Origin of the sequence: Paenibacillus lentus, from assembly GCF_003931855.1 — a bacterium.
GTDB lineage: Bacteria > Bacillota > Bacilli > Paenibacillales > Paenibacillaceae > Fontibacillus > Fontibacillus lentus.
Map to the genome: position 1 here is coordinate 1900682 of NZ_CP034248.1, position 15980 is coordinate 1916661.

Consider the following 15980-nt stretch of genomic DNA (forward strand, 5'->3'; position numbering starts at 1 on the left):
CATGGGAGTATTCAAAAGAATTAAAGACATTACGAAGGCGTCTGTCAACGATATGCTTGATAAAGTCGAGGATCCGGTAGTGATGCTCAATCAATACCTGCGCGACATGGAGGCGGAAATCCGCGATGCTGAGGTGACTGTAGCGAAGCAGATGGCGAACGAGCGCAGAATGAAGCATCGTTTGGAAGAGGCGATTCGCATCTCTGCACAAAGAGAAAGCCAGGCTGAGGCTGCATTGATGAACGGTCAAGAGGAAGTAGCCCGCAAGCTGTTGGAAGAGAAAATCCTGTACGATCAGAAGCAAGTGGAGTTCAGCGACCTGCATGCTCAATCCGAAGCACAGGCCCTGGAGCTCAAGCAGCAGCTTCATGATATGAAAGATGAGTTCTATAAGCTGCGCAACAAGCGCAATGAGCTGGTCAGCCGTGCGCAAATGGCCAAAGCCAGAAAACAAATGTCTCAAATCAATACGCTTAATACGATTGAGAGCGGCAGCGCGTCTTTGGGCTTCCACCGTATGGAAGAGAAAATTATGCAGCTGGAAGCTGAAGCAGAAGTAGCCGGAATCGGTTATCGCAGCGTAAGCAGCTCTACTTCCTCCTACATTAGTCCGGCGGACGCTGAGAAGCAGCTTAAGGTGGATGCACAGCTAGAAGCTTTGAAAGCAAAGCTCAACCCATCTGCTAAACGCGAGGAAGACAAGGAATAACAGCTACACGACTACAGGGCAATGTGATATGCTATGTAATGGTTAAGCCATGCGGTATGAATATTTATACTGTTATGGCTTTTCCACTTACAATCTCACATATGAACTGATCTGGAGGTGCGGCATGGATAGGCATAGAAGCTTATTGGCCATCGGATTGATCGGACTTGGCGTATTTATCATCTTCGGCCAGTGGCTGAGCTTTTTTACCATCGTCGCGATTTTAATATTGGGCTTTGGCATTTATAAAATCCGTCTTGGTGATGACGTAAAAATAGGTTATATATTGCTTGCCATTGGTGGCGGAATGATTTTGCTGCATAATTTTATGCTAGTGATTGCTATTTTGATGATTTCACTTGGGTTGTATTATGCCAAGATGAAGAAGATGCATCCGGTCAACAATTATATTCAAAAGCAAAATGTGACATCCAGCATTCATTGGGATCGTGACCCATGGACGCTTCGTAATACTAGTATGTGGCATGTGCTCGGGGAAGTGAACATCGACCTGTCGCTTGCTATGGTAGATGATCAAGATAATGTGCTGATGTTTCAGGGTGTTGTCGGTGACATTGACTTGATCATATCTGAAGACTATGGTGTGGAGATTGAAGCGTTTGTTCTGTTCGGACAAATTGATTTAGGCGATGAGAAGGAGACCGGGATGTTGAACCGTGTCTACTGGAAGTCTCCGAACTATGAGCATCGCGATCAAAAGGTGAAAATTATTATTTCCTATCTTGTAGGAAATGTCGATATACATTTAACTTAATCACAGGAGGATTGACCAGGCATGAGAAAGAAAAAACCGTCCAACATGGTCTCTCGCAGTATGCGGGATGGGATCCTCCTGTCTTTTGTGCTGCTTGTAGGCATCATTTATGTTTTGTATACATATGGGTATTTCTTGCCGTCTTCCTCATGGAAGACCGGTATCCAGGCTGGTTTGACCATGCTTACGCTGCTACTTATAATCGGCGCGGTCTATGGATTCCTTCAGGGCTATCGCGCCAAGCGAAGGATAGATTTGCTTCGCGATTCCCTGTTGCAGTGGGAGAAGGGAAATCAGACCGGAACCGTACCCAAGCTGGGGGAGGATGAGCTGGGTCGACTCGGGGAGCAGCTTGAGCGAATAGGGAAGCGTTGGGAGGAGCAGGTAACTTCCTTGCAGCGATTGTCTACGGATAATGCTCAACTGGCTGAGCAGGCGAGGGTGTCGGCGATCGTCGAGGAACGGCAAAGGTTGGCTCGCGAGCTGCATGACGCGGTATCCCAGCAGCTGTTCGCGATATCGATGACAGCGACGGCGGTAGGACGTACATTGGAGAAGGATTTCGATAAAGCGCAGCGTCAGGTCGAGCTGATTGAGGAGATGGCCTCGGTCGCTCAGTCCGAGATGAGGGCCTTGCTACTGCATCTTCGCCCGGTTTATTTGGAGGGCAAGGAGCTGTCGCAAGGGTTGCTTGAACTTGTGCGCGAGCTGAAGACAAAGGTGCCTATGGATTTGACACTGGAAATCGATGAAGATCTGAAGCTTAGTAAAGGGATAGAGAATCATTTGTTTCGGATTATTCAGGAAGCCATGTCCAATGCGCTGCGGCATGCCAAGGCAGATAAACTGGAAATACGCATTCATCGCAGGGCAGAGACGGTCAAGGTCATCCTCCGCGACAATGGCGTAGGGTTTGAGTTAGACGAGAAGAAGCAGGCCTCTTACGGCTTATCTACGATGCAGGAGCGCGTGCGCGAGATTGGCGGCTCGATTCAATTTATAACTGCACCGGGCAAAGGGACGCGAATTGAGATTACAGTACCGCTAATGACCGAAGAGAGTGGAGGGGAGGAGTATCATGGAGATGGACAATGATATTAAAGTATTGTTGGTAGATGATCACGAGATGGTTAGAATCGGCCTGGCAGCGGTGCTTGGCACTGAGGATGGAATCGAAGTAGTCGGCGAGGCCAGCAGCGGAGAAGAGGGCATCCGGCTGGCTCAAGAGTATAAGCCGGACGTCGTGCTCATGGATCTTGTGATGGAAGGTATGGATGGGATTGAGACGACGAGGCAACTGCTGAAGCTCTATCCCGAATGCAAAGTCATCGTTCTGACGAGTTATTTGGATGATGAGAAAATGTATCCTGTCATCGAGGCAGGCGCGTTCAGCTATCTTCTCAAGACATCCCGTGCTTCCGAGGTAGCCGATGCGATCCGCGCTGCAGCACGCGGGCAGTCTGTTCTGGAGTCGCAGGTAGCCTCTAAGATGATGAACCGATTCAGACAACCGAAGGCAGAAGCTGCAGCCCATGATGAATTAACGGATCGGGAGATGGACGTACTGCGCCTGCTCGCGCAAGGAAAATCCAATCAGGACATTGCTGATGATTTGATTATCGGGATTAAAACCGTAAAATTTCATGTGACGAATATTTTAGCTAAGCTAGGCGTGGAAGACCGCACGCAAGCCGCCATTTATGCTTATAAAAATGGGCTGGCAGAATAACTTTCAGAAGACAGAAGAAGATGATCTTGGCATGGTTGCCTGTGATCATCTTTTTTATTTCTTGTTGGATTGGCGCCAAGCTGTGCATATCCTCTCTGATTTAATTTTTGTTTTTCAATCAGAGTAGAGTTATGCAAGTATAAATTACCGCTCCTATGGAGAACCTGTTGATAGAATCATAGAATGGTTCGGGAGAGAGGGTATCGTATTCATGAAAAAATTATGGGGAATTATCGTAATGATTATTATAGGTGGAGCAGTCATAATGGAATTTTTGAACAATGCTGGGGCAACCGCTAATGCGAATGCTGCTTCTTCGGCCGAGGCAGAATTATCGAGAGTGCAAGCAGAATTATCAAGAGTGCAATTTGAGAAAATATTGGCTGCCGGCGAGATGACGACTCAGGGAGAAATATGGGCCACTGTGAAATGGCAGGGAGAATGGCATACAGAACTGTCTTTGGATGAGGCGCAAAGGACTCTAGCTGAGGGTCTGGGATGGTCGGACAGTTATGTAGAAGAGGGGCATGAACGGAAAGTGTTCTATGTTGAAGGGGACGCTGGAGAACTCGAAGGAAAGCTCACGATCATGCATCAAGAAGAAGGGCAGTATTATGTTGTCCTCCGCCTTGAGAATCAAACGATGATGGGGCTGGGGCAACTGGCGGAATACGGCGAAGAGTATGGTAGAATGCTTCTTGCAGAGGGTGTCGATGCAAAATGGAATGCAGCACTACAAGGAGCAAGCGTGGATGTAACGGATGCGTTGGCTCTCCCGCGCTCCGGTGCTGCTATGATCAATGGTCAGGAGTTGGGACGACAGGGCGTCCCTGTGACAGCTGCCTTCGAAGCGATCGAGTCTCGTGCCGGGGAACGGTTGAAGCTGCGACAAGTGGAGAGCTTTGAGGATGAGCGTACGATCAGCCGCTCTTATACAGTGGAAGAGTTGCCGATCAAGGTGCAAAGCGCTGGCCAAAATATCAATTTGCAGCTTGCGCTTCATTGGAATACGGAGATGGAAAGATATGACTTATCTATAGGTACCCCACTGCTGACAGTTGAATATTAATGAATATCAGATAAATATTAGATGAATTTTCAAAGAATATAACTAATATTGATATGAATTTGATGGCATCCTTGTAGTGAATATGCTAAAATATCATCACATGCCGTGATGCCGTGTACGGTTATGGCATTGATGGGTGATTGAATAAATATACACTATATTACATAGAAAGAATGAGGAGCCATGACTGAAATTCAAAATCTAGAGTCAGTGAAGACACCAGGAGCGGTATATTTCATTTTCGGAGCAACCGGAGATTTGGCACGGCGCAAGTTGTTTCCCGCAATATATTCCTTGTATCGCGAGGGGAAGCTCGGAGAAGATTTTGCGGTTATCGGCGTGGCGCGGCGTCCCCGCTCACTAGAAGAATTCCGTGATGATGTGTATCGTTCCATTCAGGAGTTTTGTCGTTATTCCGTTGATGATCAATCGGAGTGGAGTCGCTTTGCAGAGCATTTCTCGTATAAATCACTTGACATTAACAATATAGATGGATATCGGGAGCTGCTTCAGCAGACAGAGGAAGTGGAAACACGCTTTGGCATTCCTGGCAACCGATTGTTTTATCTGGCCCTTGCGCCGGAGCTGTTCGGCAGCGTATCCTTCAATTTGCGGAAGGGCGGCATGCTGGATAGCAGCGGCTGGCATCGCCTCGTAATCGAGAAGCCGTTTGGCTATGATTTGATCTCCGCTCAGAAGCTGAATGAAGAACTGAATCAGGTGTTCAAAGAAGAAGAGATTTATCGGATCGACCACTATCTTGGCAAAGAGATGGTTCAGAACATCGAGGTAATTCGCTTTGCGAATGCGTTCTTCGAGCCGCTTTGGAATAACAAGCATATTTCTAATATACAGATTACGCTTAGCGAAACTGTTGGCGTTGAGGAGCGTGGCGGGTACTATGATAATGCCGGGGCTCTTCGTGATATGGGGCAGAACCATATGCTGCAATTGCTTACGATGATTGCGATGGAGCCGCCAAGCCGACTGCTTCCCGAGGATATTCGGGATGAGAAGGTAAAAGTGCTTCGTTCGCTTCGTCCATATACTTCTCCACAGGAAGTGAAGGAGAATGTTGTACGGGGACAATATTCCGAGGGCGAGAGCGGCGGCAAGGCGCTGCCAGGCTACCGTCAGGAGGAAAAGGTAGACCCGAACTCCGATACGGAGACGTATTTCGCGGCTAAGGTCTATGTGGACAATTTCCGCTGGGCGGGAGTTCCATTCTATATTCGGACAGGTAAACGCCTTCCGGTGAAGACAACGGAGGTCGTTGTGGAATTCAAGCAAATGCCAACTAACGTCTATCTCGGTCAAAAGCATAAGCTTGAGCCGAATCTGCTCGTCATCCGCGTCAATCCTATGGAAGGGATTTATATTAAGATCAACGCGAAGAAGCCGGGAACGGAGTCGCAAATCAGTCCGCTCGCAATGGAGTTCTGCCAAAGCTGCCAAGTAGGCATTAACTCTCCTGAGGCATATGAGCGTCTCATCCATGATGCAGCCAATGGCGATTCCACTTACTTTACGCGGTGGGATGAGGTTGCTACAGCATGGGCATTCGTTGATCGTATTGCATCTGCGTGGGCGCAGGAATCTGGCGACATCAGCACTTATCCCGCAGGTTCCTGGGGGCCGGAGGAAGCTGATAAATTGTTGGCGAAGGATGGTTTCCATTGGTGGCCGGTAAATGGCCAGGAAGAGGATAATGTCATTTGGATCAAAGGTTAGATTGATACGATTTGGATATAGAGTTAGCTAGCTAGAAGGTTAAATACAAGCCGCTGATCAGCTGAATTGTTGGTTGGCGGCTTTTTTTATAGAATATCGTTATTATGCATAAGCTAATACTAGGGCAGAGCAAAGGCATCCTCAATATCTCCCAAGATGTGAGGGTGTTTTTGCGTACAAAGAGACAAAATATGTTACAATATACAACGTGAATTTGTGGAATGAGAGGACTAGTGATATATGAGCAAAGCATTGGGACAAGTGCTGCAGCAGGAAGTGGACAAACGGCGAACGTTTGCAATTATTTCCCACCCGGATGCCGGGAAAACAACATTAACCGAGAAGCTGCTGCTGTTCGGCGGGGCGATCCGTTTGGCCGGGTCAGTAAAGGCTCGAAAAGCAAGCAAGCATGCAACAAGCGACTGGATGGAAATTGAGAAGCAGCGCGGTATCTCCGTTACTTCCTCCGTCATGCAGTTTGATTATAACGGTCACCGGGTGAACATTTTGGATACACCAGGTCACCAGGACTTTAGTGAGGACACGTATCGAACGTTGACCGCCGCGGATGCTGCCGTCATGCTGATCGACGTGGCCAAAGGCGTCGAGGTGCAGACAATCAAGTTGTTCCAGGTTTGCGCCAAGCGGGGCATTCCGATTTTTACCTTCATAAACAAGCTGGATCGGGAAGGCCGGAATCCGTTTGATCTGATGGAGGAGTTGGAGCAGGTACTGGGCATTCGCTCTGTGCCGATGAACTGGCCAATCGGCTCGGGGCGCGAGCTGTCGGGCATTTACGACCGTATGAATAATCAGGTTGAACTGTTCCAAGGGAACGATCATTCCCAGATTCAAGTGAAGAAGGTCGAGAATTATCATGACCCTGCGATCCGTGAATTAGCTGGGGAATTTCTTCATGATCAGCTCTGTCAGGATTTGGAGCTCCTGGATGTAGCGGGCGACCCCTTTGATATGGAAAAGGTGAGCCGGGGTGAACTCACTCCAATCTTCTTCGGCAGCGCTGTAAATAACTTCGGTGTTCAGACGTTCCTGGAGAGTTTCCTGCGCCTTGCTCCGAAGCCGGAGCCGCGCCATAGTTTAGCCGGGTTGGTTGAGCCGACTCATGAAAAGTTTTCGGGTTACGTATTTAAAATCCAGGCCAATATGAACCCGGCGCACCGAGATCGAATTGCCTTTTTACGTATCGTGTCTGGTAAATTTGAACGGGGAATGTCGGTGAAGCATGTTCGCGTTGGCAAAGAGATTAAGCTCTCACAGCCGCAGCAGTTCCTTGCTCAGGATCGGGATATCGTAACCGAAGCATATCCGGGCGATATTATTGGGTTGTTCGATCCGGGGATTTTTCGAATCGGGGACTCCCTTAGTCAAGGCAGCGAGATTGTATTTGATGAACTTCCGACCTTCTCACCGGAGATTTTTGCCAAGGTGACGGTGAAGAACGCTTTGAAGCATAAGCAATACCAAAAAGGGATCGATCAGCTTACAGAAGAGGGAACGATCCAAGTATTTACGACGGTAGGCTTCGAGGATATGCTGCTTGGCGTCGTAGGACAGCTTCAATTTGAGGTGTTCGAATATCGGATGAAAGGCGAGTACGGCGTGGATGTTCAGTTGCAGCGGATGCCGTATCAGTTCGCCCGCTGGATTGTCGGGGATAAGGTAGATCCATCAAAGTTCCGGATTAACTCTACGCTCGTGACGGATAAGAAGGGCAATTATGTTGCCTTGTTTGAGAACGAATATGCGATGAGAACCGCAATGGAGAAAAATCCAGATGCCGAGTTTTTAGAGACGGCCCCTTAAGCACTTGTCAGGGGGATAGGCCGAGGGCTTACCCGCCAAATACAGCTTGCTCGTAATATTTTTTTATAGTGGAAGGTCTATGCGTAAGTCTTTGGTTTAGATAACATGAAAGGAAGCCTCTTATCCGACATCAAGTCAGATAGGAGAGCTTCCTTTGTTGGGTTGAGCGGGCTCTTCTTATTTCAATGGCTTATGCTCGGCAGAAGAAAGCTCATTGTTCAGAAGTGAGATGAGCTCATCCTTTTTGGCCTCGTCAATATGCTTCCAGATGATCTCAAAGACGACACCAAGGCCGGGAAGCGCAGCTTCCTGGGCATCGATAGACCCTTCCACCATCTCTCGCAGACCGGATTCATTCTTACCGTGCATTTTATGCACAACTGCTTGTCTAAGATCAAGAGTAATTGGCATAGCAATACCTCCCTGAAATAGTCATTGCCCGGTGTTAATGTTCCCGATGTTGCCTGTGAAAATTCAAGTTTAAGGCATGTTGTGGTATACTATTTCGCATAAATAATGACTCGGGCAGGTGGAAGCATGGCACAATCGGGAAAAAAACAATATGCGGTCATCGGCATGGGCCGTTTTGGGCTTAGCGTGGCTAGTGCCTTAAGCGGAATGGGCTTTGATGTGCTGGCGATTGACTCCAACGAGCAGCGTACACAGGAGGTATCCAATATTGTTACGCATGCCGTCTCTGCGGATTCCACGGATGAGGAGGCGCTTCGTGCGCTAGGCATTCGGAATTTCGATGTGGTGGTCGTCGCGATCGGTGAGAATATTCAGGCAAGTATTTTAACAACGCTTATTATTAAAGACCTCGGCGGGCCGCTTATCATTGTAAAAGCGCAAAATGAGCTGCACGGCAAGGTGCTGAATAAGATCGGCGCGGATAAGGTCATTTATCCGGAGCGGGATATGGGCCTTCGCGTTGCCCACCATTTAACTTCTCCGAATATTTTGGACTATATCGAATTATCGGATGAATATAGCATTGTTGATTTGCAAATAACGAAGGCCATGGTCGGAAAAAACCTGAAGGAGCTCGATATCCGGGCGAAATTCGGCTGCAACGTCATGGCCATCAAGACAGGCGCCAAAATGAATATTTCACCGGCAGCCCATGATCGGCTTGCTGAAGGGGATATTCTTGTAATTGTCGGAGAGAAGAATGACCTTACAAAGCTGGAGTTGGCTTACTCGGAATCATAAATTAAGGGGATGAACTGAACCATGCAGCAAATTACTTCTCCACACAATCCCCGTGTGAAGGAATGGGCTGGACTGCTTGAGAAGAAAAACAGGGACAAGCAGCATAAATTTTTGATCGAAGGCATTCATTTGGTGCAGGAAGCGCTTAAGGCGCAGATCGACCTGGAATGCGTCTGTTACGAAATCGAACGCGGTATTCCTGCGGAGTTATCGAAGGCAGCGGCAGCTTCACTAGGAGTGGAATGGATCGGCGTTACGGCAGCGATAATCGCCAAGTGTACCGATGCGAAGACACCGCAGCCCGTGTTTGCGGTCGTTCGCAAGAGCGGCGATGAGCTGGGGCCTTTGCTGGCGGAAGAGCGCACTCTCGTTGTCGTGCTGGACGGAGTGCAGGACCCGGGCAATGTGGGCACGATCATTCGCAGTGCGGACGCCGTGGGAGCGAGCGGCGTAATCGTGGGACCGGGCTGCGCGGATATATACAATCCGAAGGTGATCCGCTCGACGATGGGCTCATTGTTTCATTTGCCCGTAATCGAGGGGGAGCTGGTCGATATTCTGCCCCAAGCGAAGGAGCGTGGCATCCGGCTCGCCGGAACCAGCCTGCAAGCTGCGGAGAGCTGCTATGCTTATGACTTTACAGGGCCGGTATGGCTCCTGTTTGGCAGCGAGGCGAGAGGTCTTAGCCCGAACGTCCGGGAGCTGATGGACGACGGGCTGCTTATTCCGATGCGGGGCCAAGCAGAATCGCTGAACGTGGCGATGGCCGCGTCGGTGCTGCTATTTGAGGCGCAGCGGCAGCGGTATTTTAAGTAATAAACTCTATTCATTCTTAAGTTCAAGCCCAATTATGTGGACATTGGAAAAAACACCTGGCTGTAAACCGGTGCCGATATTCTATCGGCGTCTGTTTATTTAATTTGCGTTGTGGTCGCCGTTGGTTATAAAACGTATGTATTTTTCGATTCGGCTTTATGCCTCAGCTACACTTCGGATACGATAGGGGGAGAGCCCCTCCGGTTTGAGATGCGAGAGGAAGCTCTCCATGGAGGCGTTGTCTAGACAATTGCCTCGATGAGACATACTGATTTGGGCGCTTGAATTAGTCCAAATCGTAAATCGTTCCTACCTTAAGTCCGTACAGCTCATTGTAGATTTTCTCCGCATAAGCGTCCGTCATGCCCGCGATGTAATCGATGATCATATGCTCCCAGGTCCATATCGGCTTCGCTTTCCGCTGATCGCGGTCGAAGCGGCGCAGCCAGTCACCAGGAATAATCGATTTGGATGTCTCCGGATCGACAAAAGCGTCCCACAGCCGCTTGATCACCCAAGCGCTGCGCTTCTGCAGCCGCTGCACGCGCAGGTCACGGATCATAGTCACCCAAGCGAAGCTTTTCAGCACACTTACGGTACGCAGCATGTCCTCGTCCTCCCGGCCTTCCTTGACGAACGTCACCTTTTGCCAGCTGCCGTCCGGGATGACGCCGAGGCTGGAGACGAATAGACTGACCCAGTATGCCTTAACCTCGCGGCGAGTCCGGGAATAATCATGGTCGCAAATCGGCAATTTCTCATTCCAGACCCGCAAGAACGAATCAAGCACCTCCTCGACCTTGACCTGTATTTTGTCCGGCGTCCAGCCGTCCCAGAAGAAATCGTCCAACGTCATAATTTTCTCGACGATTAGACGCTGAATGTGCGAATCCTTGAGAAAATGCTCATGTACCTCGATTTTTCCCGCTTTGATGCCATCTTCAAGATCGTGTGCCGAGTAGGCGATATCGTCGCACAGATCCATCAATTGCGCTTCGAAAGTTCTTTTCCCCTCCGGAATGCCCCAGCGGTCGCGGATGTAGGAAATATACTCCCATTCATGCAAGTAGAGACCTTTTTTATTGGCCGTGCCGGGATAAGGATATTTATTCGTCCCTAGCAGCACTGCGTCGGATAAATTGAGGCCGTCGATGTTTTCCCGTTTCTCTAGGAACATCATCAGCCGGAAATTATGGGCGTTGCCTTCAAAATGCTCATACCTCCGCCGGATGGCTTCCCGGATCTGCTGTTCTTCTCCGGGGGGCGGATTGGTGTTCCTCAAAGCCTGCTCAACCTTGTCTTCTACAAGCTTCTCTAATATACCGTCCAGCACTTCTTCACCTTTATGACCAAAGGGAGGGTGTCCAAAATCATGGCAGATCGCCGCGCACTCGACAACCTCCGGATCGATAATCAGTCCAGGATGGTCGGCTTTGTCCGCAGCGACATCCGGGTAGAAGCGAAGCAGGCTGCGTGCCGCTTCCCGGGCGATTTGCGCTACCTCCAGCGAATGCGTCAGCCGTGTCCGGTAATAATCCCCGGTTCCCGCCCCGAATACCTGCGATTTACCCTGCAGTCGGCGGAAGGTGGGCGAATGAATCAACCGCGAATAATCGCGTTCAAAGGTTGCGCGGCTCGTCTCCTGCCCGATATTGTCCGGATACTGCCGATGCTCCCTCAATTCCTGAATATTCATAAATCCAGCACTCCTTCGTTTCTTTCCTGTTGATGTTATTGTAGCCACCACAGAGCGAATCTTAAAGCGAAAGTTTATAATGAAATCATTTGCCCAATGAGTAGCACCCTTTTGTAGCATTAGTATGCGATAACCAGGTCCAGGTCATCTCGATCTGCCGCAGCGCATTAGTCAGACGCTTGAAGACCATTCAATATATAAGCTAACCGCCTAATCTGCCTCTTTATAACGATAGCAACAAAGTCCTCTTTAAAACGTCTAAAGTAGTAAATCCAGTATAGGGAGGGATATACAATCAACAAAGCCATTATCAGTCTCATACTTATCCTATTTCTTATTCCTCTGTTCGGATGTAATAATGAAAAAACAGTACGAATAAAATTTGGAACTATGATGAGGGGTATGTTGTTGCAAAAGATGAGGCTAATTTAATGATCTTAGTAGTGAAGAATCATGTTACCGATTTAAAGAATAAATCAATTGAAAAAATTATAGAGGAAGCAGATCCTAATGCAATTTGGATTACTACAGATCGAGCAACATATGATTCGATTTTAATTGGTGATCATGTAAAAATAAAGGATATAGGGACTGTTCTTCAATCCTACCCTGGTCAGACAAAAGGAAAAGTTACCAAAATGGAATAAAAGAATCCATACGTTTGCAGGCCCTTTTTCTTTCCTTATGGCTGGTACAGAAGTATCGTCTTACACACCACAAGCGGTGAAGGAAGCCAACAAGCTAATCCCGTATCTATAAAAAACGCACAACCCTCTATAGGAAGAGAGGTTGTGCGTTTGGCTGCAGCTGCAGCTTATAGTTCGGGAAGATCCTGCGGATCATTCTTTTCTAAAGGTCTTTCCAATAATCCGCCAATGCCGTTCTCGCTGACGTTCTTAATGAATTGCAGGGCTTCAGCGCGCGTTAAGGCGCTGTTGCCGTCAAAGCTGTCCACGCTAGCGACATTCGGGTCTTTGCCCGTAGCGAGCCCGAAAGCCAGCACGTAATGGATGGCATGATCTCCACTGAAGTTAACGCCCTCGGCGGCCGTGATCAGCTCGGCGACCTGTTCTCGGGAAATTGGTTGATTCCTAGAGGGAAGGTCTTTGTAGCCGGTGACCGGATAATTTAACTGATCTGCCCTTGTGTAGTAAGCATCGGCCCAGTGGTCTTGCTTAGCAGAGAAGAGCAGCTTCGGTTCAAAGGCCCGTAGCAGCATCGCAAGAAATTCAGCTTCGCTCACCGTTTGCTGCGGTCTGAATGTTCCGTCATTATAGCCCTTCACCATTTCATGAGCAATGGCCCATTGTACCGTCTTTTCATACCATGCTCCTTGTTTGACATCTGTGAAAGAAAGCGGCTCTGCGGCATGAAGTTTTGACGGCAAGGCTGTTCCGATGAGGGAAATGAGCAGCACGGTTATTAAGCTTAGCTTAGTCATTGTTCGAATTGTCATAGTTACAAAACCCCTATCTCGTTGTGAACTCTAAAATCAATGGGTTCTTCAGTTCAAAGCTGTCTGGCGAAAGCAGGCTCGGTTTGCCTTTAACGGTCGTGTCCATAATGATGGTGTAGGTTTCCTGGGAGGCAAACTTGCCGTTCTTCGGCGCAACATGAATTCGATTAAACAGGATTTTTATCCGACTGCATCCTCCAGGGACTCGCCCTTGCTGTTGAGAACAAAGATGTTAGCGCCTGGCTTGAGGGACGCTGGATCAATATATTTATAGTTTGCGCTCTTCATGGCCACTTGAAGACTGATTCGGACTGGCAGGGTTGAGCGCAGTTCTTTTTTGGCTGGAAGGTCTTGAATGCGCAACTCCTCCTTGAGACGCTCCAACTGTTGCTCAAACTCTTGGCGTAGCTCAGCATCGCTTAATCCTTGGATGGCAATTTTAGCTTGGACGAAGTCGCGAACCGATTGCGATGTTCTTGCTTGATCCAAGGAGTCTTTTGCTTCTTGAGCCAGGTTAGAAGTACCCTGTTCCGCTTCGCCCTGTTCTCCAACTTGGGCCGTATTTCCGGTTGGAGCAGGCGTTTGGTTGACCGGAACTTGGATTACACCCCCGGACGGGCCTGAAGACCCTCCTGAACCCCCTCCTGAAGCAGGCGGTGTTGAAGGTACATTCACGACCGGAGCAGCTAAGGTTCTTGCCGTCAGCGTAGCCCCGCTGGATATATTTCCATGGTTGTCCACTGTCTTGACAGTGATTTGATAGGTTTTGTCTGCAAGCAGCCCCGTAAAGTTGTACGACGCTGCGGTTGTATCCGCAATGAAGTTGTTATTAATATATAGTTTGACCTTAGCGAAATCAGGGTCAGTTGGAAGAGTCCAACGAACTTGCAGTGAAGAGCTTGTGGCCCTCTCAAGCGCCAGTTGAGTCACCTCGGCAGGTGGTGTCGTGTCCACGACAGGAAATTCGTTGCCGCCAGGCTCTGCAGGATTCTCGGAGTCAGCTGCTTGCGTGGAAGCAGTGATGCCTAGGCCAGACGAAATATTTCCGGTAAGATCCACGGTTTTCACAACAAAATGGTAGCTTGTGTCCGGGGTAAGTCCGTCGAATTTGTAGGTTGTTCCCGTTGTCGCATCCACCTTGTCCCCATCACGATATAGATAGACTTTGGAGAAATCAGGATCTAACGGATTTGTCCAGGAGAGTTGGACATAGGTTGATGCTGTTGCACTAACTGCCAGATCGGACACTTCAGCAGGTGCGGTAGTATCCGGAGTATCCAGGGTAGCTACTGTGATCGTCTGACCTGCAGCTTCATTCCCACTCCAATCAGTTGACTTGATAGAAATCTCATAAGATGTATTCGGCTGTAGTTGGGTCAGGGTAAAAGATTGGCCTGCTGTGCTACCGATTTGGACATGATTAGCGTAAATGTTATTGCTCGCAAAGTCTGAATTTATGGGATTAGTCCAAGCGAGTGAAATCGTCGAATCTGTTTTTCCTGTCACATGGAGATTCGTGATATTCTCAGGCGCTGTCTGATCGAGCGATCGATTGAAGGTCGCTGAGCCATATCCAAATTCAATATCCCGGCCCGGTTGTCCTAAATCTATAGCATATTTTCTAATTTCCTCTCGCAATTGCACGTTGGTCAATCCTGGATCCTGCTGCTTGAGCAGAGCGATCATACCGGAAATATGCGGAGCGGCTTGCGATGTTCCGCTAGATATGGCATAACCGTTGTTCAAATATGAGGATACGACGTCGACGCCAGGCGCGGCAATTTCGACTTCATTTCCAACGGAGGAAAAATCCCCGCGTGCTTGATGGGCATCCACGGCCGCGACGGCGATGACACTATCGTATTTGGCAGGATAATTTATCGTATAAGTGCTTAAAGGAACATGAATGATATTACCGTTGTTATCTTCAGTCGTTTGGCTGTTTCCAGCCGAGCCAACGATGACAATTCCCTGGGCGTAGGCCCGATCCACCATATCCTTCAACAGTTGGGAATGCGTGTCTGTCCCTAGTGAAAGGTTGATAATATCCATATTGTTCTGAATAGACCACTCCAGTCCCTCTAGAACGTCCTGGAGTGATCCTTCTCCGGTTTGATCCATGGATTTAACGGCATAGAGATCCACGTTAGGTGCAATTCCCACCATACCACTGTTGTTGCTTTTTGCAGCGATAATGCCGGCAACGTGCGTTCCATGTCCATTGTCATCCGTATAATCACTCGTATAATCCACAGTTGAAATTCCGCCGGCAATCGTTAATTCAGGATGCGGAGCTATCCCGGAATCAATGACAGCAACTTTGATGCCTGAGCCGGTATGGCCTGTGTCCCACATGATTGTAGGCTGAACGGCCTGGAAGTTCCATTGGCTTTGCTCAGAAGGAACGGAGGTGGTCTTGAAATCCCCACCCGTAATTCTAAACTTAATATTACGTTCGACTCTTTCAATATTCGGGTCGGAAACCAGTGAATATAGGTCGGTGCTCGTCACTGTAGCCGCTACGGCTGGAATGATGTCGAATTCATGGTGGATATCGACACTCTCGCTATAAACCGTTTCTTTGCCGTCGTCATTTTTATAAACAACGATGACCTCCTGCTCCACTTCGGGCAGCAATGGACTGGCGCTGGCGAGCCCAAGCGCTCCGGCATGAAGCAGCAGTGACAAGGTGAGAACAGATGTAATAATTTTACGTGTTAGTCTGCTCATAGAATACATAACTCTCCTCTTCATAATCTGTGGTATCTAAGAAGTGATTGAAGCGGCGTACCTCCTCGTCTTAAATTTGAAAAACAATTCTCATTCATATATCGGTAAAGAAATGATCATTTTTAATAGAAGAAAAGACTTTAGTCCTATGGAAAAACATGACTATTACCCTTGACAAAACAGGAAGTATAATCGATAATACAATTAACGAATTGTTAATTAATAAATATGCA

General features: G+C 48.4%; 14 protein-coding genes. 10 read left to right on the top strand and 4 right to left on the bottom strand.

Going from position 1 to position 15980, the window contains the following annotated elements; genetic code table 11:
- The first annotated feature begins 1 nt into the window (after position 1).
- The 7 genes from EIM92_RS08470 (at position 2) to EIM92_RS08500 (ending at position 7837) form a co-directional block, all read left to right on the top strand.
- Positions 2 to 709, top strand: coding sequence for a PspA/IM30 family protein (locus EIM92_RS08470; RefSeq protein WP_125082271.1), 708 nt, complete (start codon positions 2 to 4; stop codon positions 707 to 709).
- Positions 710 to 833: 124 nt separating this feature from the next.
- Positions 834 to 1484, top strand: a complete 651-nt coding sequence (liaF, locus tag EIM92_RS08475) for a cell wall-active antibiotics response protein LiaF (RefSeq protein WP_125082272.1) — start codon at positions 834 to 836, stop codon at positions 1482 to 1484.
- Between the two features lie 21 nt (positions 1485 to 1505).
- A complete protein-coding gene (locus tag EIM92_RS08480) occupies positions 1506 to 2579 on the top strand; it encodes a sensor histidine kinase (RefSeq protein WP_125082273.1) in 1074 nt (357 codons plus the stop codon).
- On the top strand, positions 2569 to 3213 hold the full coding sequence (locus tag EIM92_RS08485) for a response regulator (RefSeq protein WP_425464196.1): 645 nt from the start codon (positions 2569 to 2571) through the stop codon (positions 3211 to 3213). Before EIM92_RS08480 ends, EIM92_RS08485 begins: the two co-directional genes overlap by 11 nt.
- A gap of 211 nt (positions 3214 to 3424) precedes the next feature.
- Positions 3425 to 4282, top strand: coding sequence for a YwmB family TATA-box binding protein (locus EIM92_RS08490; protein ID WP_125082275.1), 858 nt, complete (start codon positions 3425 to 3427; stop codon positions 4280 to 4282).
- Between the two features lie 183 nt (positions 4283 to 4465).
- Positions 4466 to 6013, top strand: a complete 1548-nt coding sequence (gene zwf, locus EIM92_RS08495; RefSeq protein ID WP_125082276.1) for a glucose-6-phosphate dehydrogenase — start codon at positions 4466 to 4468, stop codon at positions 6011 to 6013.
- Positions 6014 to 6253: 240 nt separating this feature from the next.
- A complete protein-coding gene (locus tag EIM92_RS08500) occupies positions 6254 to 7837 on the top strand; it encodes a peptide chain release factor 3 (RefSeq protein WP_125082277.1) in 1584 nt (527 codons plus the stop codon).
- Between the two features lie 177 nt (positions 7838 to 8014).
- On the opposite strand, the gene sspI is transcribed toward EIM92_RS08500, so the two are convergent.
- Complete coding sequence (gene sspI / locus EIM92_RS08505) at positions 8015 to 8248, bottom strand: small acid-soluble spore protein SspI (protein WP_125082278.1); 234 nt, start codon at positions 8246 to 8248, stop codon at positions 8015 to 8017.
- A 126-nt stretch (positions 8249 to 8374) separates the two neighbouring features.
- On the opposite strand from sspI, the gene EIM92_RS08510 reads away from it, so the two are divergent.
- A complete protein-coding gene (locus tag EIM92_RS08510) occupies positions 8375 to 9049 on the top strand; it encodes a potassium channel family protein (RefSeq protein WP_125082279.1) in 675 nt (224 codons plus the stop codon).
- Positions 9050 to 9070: 21 nt separating this feature from the next.
- Complete coding sequence (locus tag EIM92_RS08515; RefSeq protein ID WP_125082280.1) at positions 9071 to 9865, top strand: TrmH family RNA methyltransferase; 795 nt, start codon at positions 9071 to 9073, stop codon at positions 9863 to 9865.
- Between the two features lie 286 nt (positions 9866 to 10151).
- Here EIM92_RS08515 and EIM92_RS08520 read toward each other — a convergent pair whose 3' ends face one another.
- The gene (locus EIM92_RS08520; RefSeq protein WP_125082281.1) at positions 10152 to 11561 is read right to left on the bottom strand and encodes a deoxyguanosinetriphosphate triphosphohydrolase family protein; all 1410 of its coding nucleotides are present in this window, start codon (positions 11559 to 11561) and stop codon (positions 10152 to 10154) included.
- A gap of 380 nt (positions 11562 to 11941) precedes the next feature.
- Between EIM92_RS08520 and EIM92_RS08525 the strand changes: the two genes are divergently transcribed.
- Positions 11942 to 12208, top strand: coding sequence for a DUF3221 domain-containing protein (locus EIM92_RS08525; RefSeq protein ID WP_281279676.1), 267 nt, complete (start codon positions 11942 to 11944; stop codon positions 12206 to 12208).
- 167 nt (positions 12209 to 12375) lie between these two features.
- Here the strand turns inward: EIM92_RS08525 and EIM92_RS08530 are convergent, their stop codons facing one another.
- Together EIM92_RS08530 and EIM92_RS08535 are read right to left on the bottom strand one after the other, a co-directional pair.
- The gene (locus EIM92_RS08530) at positions 12376 to 13017 is read right to left on the bottom strand and encodes an S-layer homology domain-containing protein (RefSeq protein WP_125082283.1); all 642 of its coding nucleotides are present in this window, start codon (positions 13015 to 13017) and stop codon (positions 12376 to 12378) included.
- A gap of 180 nt (positions 13018 to 13197) precedes the next feature.
- Positions 13198 to 15747: a S8 family serine peptidase gene (locus EIM92_RS08535; protein WP_164515055.1), complete on the bottom strand. Its 2550-nt coding sequence runs from the start codon at positions 15745 to 15747 to the stop codon at positions 13198 to 13200.
- Positions 15748 to 15980 lie beyond the last annotated feature (233 nt).

Bases quoted from the DNA above. Each gene is read 5' to 3' on its own strand.
- EIM92_RS08470 (WP_125082271.1), top strand. From the start codon at position 2: ATGGGAGTATTCAAAAGAATTAAAGACATTACGAAGGCGTCTGTCAAC.
- liaF (WP_125082272.1), top strand. From the start codon at position 834: ATGGATAGGCATAGAAGCTTATTGGCCATCGGATTGATCGGACTTGGC.
- EIM92_RS08480 (WP_125082273.1), top strand. From the start codon at position 1,506: ATGAGAAAGAAAAAACCGTCCAACATGGTCTCTCGCAGTATGCGGGAT.
- EIM92_RS08485 (WP_425464196.1), top strand. From the start codon at position 2,569: ATGGACAATGATATTAAAGTATTGTTGGTAGATGATCACGAGATGGTT.
- EIM92_RS08490 (WP_125082275.1), top strand. From the start codon at position 3,425: ATGAAAAAATTATGGGGAATTATCGTAATGATTATTATAGGTGGAGCA.
- zwf (WP_125082276.1), top strand. From the start codon at position 4,466: ATGACTGAAATTCAAAATCTAGAGTCAGTGAAGACACCAGGAGCGGTA.
- EIM92_RS08500 (WP_125082277.1), top strand. From the start codon at position 6,254: ATGAGCAAAGCATTGGGACAAGTGCTGCAGCAGGAAGTGGACAAACGG.
- sspI (WP_125082278.1), bottom strand. From the start codon at position 8,248: ATGCCAATTACTCTTGATCTTAGACAAGCAGTTGTGCATAAAATGCAC.
- EIM92_RS08510 (WP_125082279.1), top strand. From the start codon at position 8,375: ATGGCACAATCGGGAAAAAAACAATATGCGGTCATCGGCATGGGCCGT.
- EIM92_RS08515 (WP_125082280.1), top strand. From the start codon at position 9,071: ATGCAGCAAATTACTTCTCCACACAATCCCCGTGTGAAGGAATGGGCT.
- EIM92_RS08520 (WP_125082281.1), bottom strand. From the start codon at position 11,561: ATGAATATTCAGGAATTGAGGGAGCATCGGCAGTATCCGGACAATATC.
- EIM92_RS08530 (WP_125082283.1), bottom strand. From the start codon at position 13,017: ATGACAATTCGAACAATGACTAAGCTAAGCTTAATAACCGTGCTGCTC.
- EIM92_RS08535 (WP_164515055.1), bottom strand. From the start codon at position 15,747: ATGAGCAGACTAACACGTAAAATTATTACATCTGTTCTCACCTTGTCA.